This window comes from Blastococcus sp. CT_GayMR20, from assembly GCF_004570345.1.
Genome location: NZ_SPQM01000224.1, coordinates 1 through 5,411 on the forward strand (window position 1 = coordinate 1; position 5,411 = coordinate 5,411).

Annotated in this window: 6 protein-coding genes; 4 read left to right on the forward strand and 2 right to left on the reverse strand. The window is 73.8% G+C overall.

Going from position 1 to position 5,411, the window contains the following annotated elements; translation table 11 throughout:
• On the forward strand, positions 1–946 hold a 946-nt coding region (locus E4P40_RS25985; RefSeq protein ID WP_135161210.1), incomplete at its 5' end, for a mannitol dehydrogenase family protein.
• Positions 947–956: 10 nt separating this feature from the next.
• Here E4P40_RS25985 and E4P40_RS25990 read toward each other — a convergent pair.
• Entirely contained in the window at positions 957–2,126 is a 1,170-nt protein-coding gene (locus E4P40_RS25990; RefSeq protein ID WP_135161211.1) for a 4-hydroxybenzoate 3-monooxygenase, read from the reverse strand.
• A 51-nt stretch (positions 2,127–2,177) separates the two neighbouring features.
• Positions 2,178–2,954, reverse strand: a complete 777-nt coding sequence (locus tag E4P40_RS25995; protein ID WP_135161212.1) for an IclR family transcriptional regulator — start codon at positions 2,952–2,954, stop codon at positions 2,178–2,180.
• A 69-nt stretch (positions 2,955–3,023) separates the two neighbouring features.
• On the opposite strand from E4P40_RS25995, the gene pcaH reads away from it, so the two are divergent.
• From pcaH to pcaB, 3 genes are all read left to right on the forward strand, one after another.
• Positions 3,024–3,770 (forward strand): protocatechuate 3,4-dioxygenase subunit beta, encoded by a 747-nt coding sequence (gene pcaH, locus E4P40_RS26000; protein ID WP_135161213.1) that lies wholly within the window; start codon positions 3,024–3,026, stop codon positions 3,768–3,770.
• The gene (pcaG, locus tag E4P40_RS26005) at positions 3,767–4,423 is read left to right on the forward strand and encodes a protocatechuate 3,4-dioxygenase subunit alpha (protein ID WP_135161214.1); all 657 of its coding nucleotides are present in this window, start codon (positions 3,767–3,769) and stop codon (positions 4,421–4,423) included. The genes pcaH and pcaG overlap by 4 nt, the downstream gene beginning before the upstream one ends.
• 22 nt (positions 4,424–4,445) lie before the next feature.
• Positions 4,446–5,411 (forward strand): 3-carboxy-cis,cis-muconate cycloisomerase (gene pcaB / locus E4P40_RS26010; protein WP_135161215.1); only part of this gene is annotated, 966 nt, incomplete at its 3' end.

Sequence of the window (5,411 nt, forward strand, 5' to 3'; positions counted from 1 at the left end):
GCTGGTCCGCCGCCGGAGCCGCGGGATCCCGCCGTTCACCGTCGTGTCCTGCGACAACATCCCGCACAACGGCGACCTGGCGCGCAGCAGCTACGCCGCCTTCGCCGCCCTGCGGGACCCCGAGCTGGGGGAGTGGGTGCGGGCGAACGTGCCCTTCCCGAACTCGATGGTCGACCGCATCACCCCGGTGACCGGCGACGAGGACCGGGCGCAGCTGGCCGACCGGTTCGGCGTCGAGGACCGCTGGCCGGTGGTCTGCGAGCCGTGGACGCAGTGGGTGCTGGAGGACTCCTTCGCCGACGGGCGGCCGCCGCTCGAGGACGCCGGCGTGCAGCTGGTGGACGACGTCGTCCCGTACGAGCTGATGAAGCTGCGGCTGCTCAACGCCGGCCACCAGGTGCTGGCCCACCTCGGCCAGCTGGCCGGCTTCGAGCACGTGCACCAGGTGTGCGCCGACCCGCTGTTCCGCCGGTTCCTGGCCGGCTACCTGGACGAGGAGGGGACGCCGACGCTGCCGCCGGTGCCGGGCATCGACCTCGCCGCGTACAAGGCGGAGCTGCTCGACCGCTTCGCCAGCCCCGCCATCCGCGACACCCTGGACCGGATCCGGGCCGAGGCCTCCGACCGGATCCCGCAGTTCCTGCTGCCGGTGCTGCGGGCGAACCTCGCCTCGGGCGGCGAGATCCGCCGCTCCGTCGCGGTCCTCGCCGCCTGGGCCCGGACGGCCGAGGGTGCCGACGACGCGGGACAGCCGTTGACACTGACCGACGCCCGGGCGGACGCGCTGACGAGCCGGGCGAGCTCGACCGACGCTCTGGCGTTCGTCGCCGACCGGGAGCTCTTCGGCGACCTGGTGGACGACGAACGGTTCGTCGCGGCCTACCGCGAGACGCTGACCTCGGTGCGCACCCGCGGCGCCCGCGCGACCGTGGAGTCGCTCGTCTGAGCGAGGATCCTCATTCGATGGGCAGGCCCGTGTAGTTCTCGGCGAGCTCCCGGGCGGCGGCCTCCGACGAGCACACGCGGCGGAGCTGCGAGAGCTGCATCTCCGCGTCGAAGTCGTCGCCGGAGCGGTGCAGCATCGAGGTCATGAACCAGGAGAAGTGCGTGCACCGCCAGACGCGGGCCAGCGCCCGGTCGGAGTAGCTGTCGACAAGGTCGTTCTGCTTCTCCTGCAGCAGCCGGACCAGCGCCTGCGCCAGCAGCGTCACGTCGGCGACCGCGAGGTTCAGGCCCTTCGCACCGGTCGGCGGCACGATGTGGCCGGCGTCGCCGGCGAGGAACAGCCGGCCGCGGCGCATCGGCGCGCTCACGAACGAGCGCATCGGCAGGATCGACTTCTCGGTGACCGTGCCGGTGGTGAGCTCCCAGCCGTCGAGGGCGAAGCGCGTGGCGAGGTTGTCCCAGATCCGGTCGTCGGACCAGTCCTCGATCTTCTCCGACGGATCGACCTGCAGGTACAGCCGCGAGACCTTCGGCGAGCGCATCGAGTAGAGCGCGAACCCCTCGGGGTGCCAGGCGTAGATCAGCTCGTCGGTCGCAGGAGCCGCGTCGGCCAGGATGCCCAGCCAGGCGTAGGGGTAGGTGCGCTCCCAGGTGCGGCCGGTCGGGCCCTGCTGGACGACCGCCCGTGACGGCCCGTGGAACCCGTCGGTGCCGGCGACCGCGTCGCACTCGAGCACCTGCGGGTTGCCGTCGGCGTCGGTGAAGCGGATCCGCGGGCTGTCCGAGTCCACGTCCTCGGGGATGACGTCGGAGACCTCGAACAGCAGGGGCGGGCCGCCGTCCAGCTGCGCCTTGATCAGGTCCTTGGTGACCTCGGTCTGGCCGTAGACCCAGACCGTCCGGCCGCACAGCTCCGGGAAGTCGAGCTTGTGCCGCGTCCCCGGGTGCTGCAGGTAGATGCCGTGGTGCTCGAGGCCCTCCCGGTGCAGCCGGTCGCCGAGGCCGACCTCGGTCAGCGTGTCGACCGTGTGCTGCTCCAGGATGCCGGCGCGGATGCGCGCCTCCACGTACTCCCGGGACCTGTTCTCCAGGACGACGTTGTCGATGCCCTGCAGCGTGAGGAGCCGCGACAGCAGCAGTCCCGCGGGGCCGGCCCCGATGATCCCTACCTGGGTGCGCACGCCGCCGAGTGTGACCGCGACGACCTCCTGCTGGGAACCAGCATCTTCCGGTCAGCGGAAATCGCGCGTGCGGGCCAGCTCCCGGCCGATCCCGCGCGCCGCCACCTCCAGCACGGGCACCAGCCGGTTGAGATCGCGGCGGTGCGGCGGCACGACGATGCCCAGGGCGGCCACCACGACCGGGCCGGCGCGGCGGTCGACCTGCACGGGGACGGCCAGGGAGGCCGCACCGGGCGACATCTCCTCCGACGTGCGGGCGTAGCGGCGGCGGCGGACCTCGGCGAGCTCCCGCCGCATCCGCCCCGGGTCGACGACCGTGTCCCGCGTGATCCGCGTGAGCGACCGCAGTGCCTGCTCGACGACGTCCTGGGGTGCGGCCGCCAGCAGCACCTTGCCCACCCCGGTGGCGTGCAGCGGCAGCCGGCTCCCCACGTGGCTGACCACCGGGACCGACTCGCGGCCGGAGATCCGTTCGACGTAGAGGGCGCTCAGGCCCTCGCGGACCGCCAGGTGCACCGTGTCCCGGATCGCGGTGTGCACGTCCTGCAGGAAGGGTGCGGCGACCTGGCGCAGCTCCAGCTGGACCGGCGCGAGCAGCCCGAGGTCCCAGAGCTTCCGGCCGATCTCGTAGCGGCCGTCCGACCGGCGGTTCAGGGCACCCCAGTCGGTGAGCTCGCCGAGCAGCCGGTGCGCCGTGGTCAACGGGGTGCCGGAACGCTCGGCGATCTCCGACAGGGACAGCCTGGGCGCGGAGGCGTCGAAGGCCGCCAGGATGGCCAGTGCCCGGGAGGTGACCGAGCGGCCGGGTGCGGCACTGCGGCCGGCCATGGGCACTCCCTCCCGCCCAGTGGAAGTCCGGGTTTGAGCAGCCTAGCTGGGGAGCCGTACCGTCCCGGCATGACCGGGACCACATCCGGTAGTCGGCTCCACCTGCCGCGCTACCTGCGTGAGGACGAAGAGTTCCGCACCCCCGTCGGCTTCCCCGATTACCGCAGCACGGCCCTCCGCGCCCCGCTGCGGACGCCGGTCGACCTGCCGCAGCGGCTCACCGAGATCACCGGGCCCGTGCTCGGCGAGGACCGGGTCAGGCCGGAGGACGCCGACCTCACCCTGCGCAACGGTGGCGAGGCGGTCGGCCAGCGGATCCTCGTGTTCGGGCGGGTGCTGGACAGTGGCGGCCGCCCGGTGCCCCACGCGCTGGTCGAGGTGTGGCAGGCCAACGCGGGTGGCCGCTACCGGCACGTCGTCGACACGTTCCCGGCACCCCTCGACCCGCACTTCGACGGGCTGGGCCGGGTGGTCACCGACAGCCTGGGCCGCTACGAGTTCATGACGATCAAGCCCGGCGCCTACCCCTGGGGCAACCACCACAACGCGTGGCGCCCCGCCCACATCCACTTCAGCCTGTTCGGGCGGGCCTTCACCCAGCGGCTGGTCACCCAGATGTACTTCCCGGACGACCCCCTGTTCGGTCAGGACCCGATCTTCAACGCCATCCCGGCCGCTGCGCGGCCCCGCACGATCAGCCGGTACTCCCTGGAGCGCACGCAGGACAACTGGGCCCTGGCCTTCGAGTGGGACATCGTGCTGCGCGGCACCGACCAGACCCCGTTCGAGACCGAGGACGACGGAGACGTGGCATGAGCGGGCCGACCGCGGACCCGCTCGACGTCCGGGCCGCGACCGAGCCGCACCAGCCACGCTCGGGGCAGCGCGGCAGCGGATTCCTCACCGGACCGTTCCGGCTCGGCCCGACGCCGAGCGCGACGGTCGGCCCGTACCTGGCCATCGGCCTCACGTGGGCCGACGGCATCTTCGCCGCCGAAGAGGGGACGCCGGGCGGTGTCTGGATCCGCGGCCAGGTGTTCGACGGCGCCGGGAACGTCGTCCCGGACGCCATGATCGAGACCTGGCAGGCCGATCCGGACGGCGGCTTCCCGTCGCCGGAGGACCCCCGCGGCGCGGCGTCCTATCCGGGCTTCCGGGGCTACGCCCGGGCGCAGACCAACACCGGGGAGTTCGGCATCTTCACCCTCAAGCCGGGCCGGGTGCCCGACGGCGAGGGTGGCTCGCAGGCGCCGCACATCGACGTCTCCGTCTTCGCGCGCGGCATCCTCGACCGCGTCGTCACCCGGATCTACTTCGCCGACGAGGCCGACGCCAACGCCGAGGACGTCGTCCTGCGCGGCCTGACCGACGACCAGCGCAGCACGCTGATCGCCGCGAAGACCGATGACGGCTACCGCCTCGACATCCACCTGCAGGGCGAGCGGGAGACGGTGTTCTTCGCCCTATGACGGGCTCCGGTAGGAAGAGCGCGTGAGTGGTCTCTTCGACGGAACCTTCGCCCGCGGGGGAGCGGCCACCGCCGTCTCCGACGAGGCCTGGTTCCGGGCGCTGCTGCAGGTCGAGGCCGCCCTCGCCCGGTCGGCCGCCCGGCTGGGGCTCGTCCCGACGACGGCCGCGGACGCGGTGACCAGGGCGTGCCAGGACCCGGGGAAGCTGGACCTCGCGACCGTGGTGGCCCAGGCCGCGGACGCCGGCAACCCCGTCCCGCCCCTCGTGCGCGCGCTCCAGGGCGCCGTCGGGGAGCGCGACGCCGCCGCCGTGCACGTGGGCGCCACCAGCCAGGACGTCCTGGACACCGCGCTCGTGCTCCTCGCCCGCGACGCCGTCGCCGCGATCGACGCCGATCTCGTTGCCGCGTCCGAGGCCGCCGCCCGTCTCGCTGCGGCCCACCGGGACGACCTGGTCATGGCCCGCACGCTGATGCAGCAGGCGCTGCCGACCACGTTCGGCCTCAAGGCGGCCGGCTGGCTCGCCGGCCTGGACGGCGCCCGGCTCCGGCTGGCCGAGGTGGTGGCGACGCTGCCGGTCCAGTACGGCGGCGCGGCGGGCACGCTCGCCGCCTCGTCCGGCTCCGGCGTCGCGCTGCGCGACGCCCTGGCCGCCGAGCTCGGGCTCGCCGACACCGCGGTGCCGTGGCACACGGTGCGGCTGCCGATCGCCGACCTGGCCGGCGCCCTGGGTGCCGCCGCCGGCGTCGTGGGGACCGTCGCACTCGACGTGGTCCTCATGGCGCAGACCGAGGTCGCCGAGGTGAGCGAGGGCGGCGGCTCCCGCGGCGGGTCGTCGGCGATGCCCCACAAGCGCAACCCGGTCGCGGCGATCTCGGCGCGCGCCTGCGCCCGCCGGGCACCCGGCCTGGTCGCGACGCTGCTCGGGGCGATGGAGCAGGAGCACGAGCGCGCCGCCGGCGCCTGGCACAGCGAGTGGCCCACCCTG

Excerpts from the sequence above, each read along its gene's own strand:
- pcaH (WP_135161213.1), top strand. The coding sequence starts at position 3,024 with ATGACCGGGACCACATCCGGTAGTCGGCTCCACCTGCCGCGCTACCTG.
- E4P40_RS25995 (WP_135161212.1), bottom strand. The coding sequence starts at position 2,954 with ATGGCCGGCCGCAGTGCCGCACCCGGCCGCTCGGTCACCTCCCGGGCA.
- pcaG (WP_135161214.1), top strand. The coding sequence starts at position 3,767 with ATGAGCGGGCCGACCGCGGACCCGCTCGACGTCCGGGCCGCGACCGAG.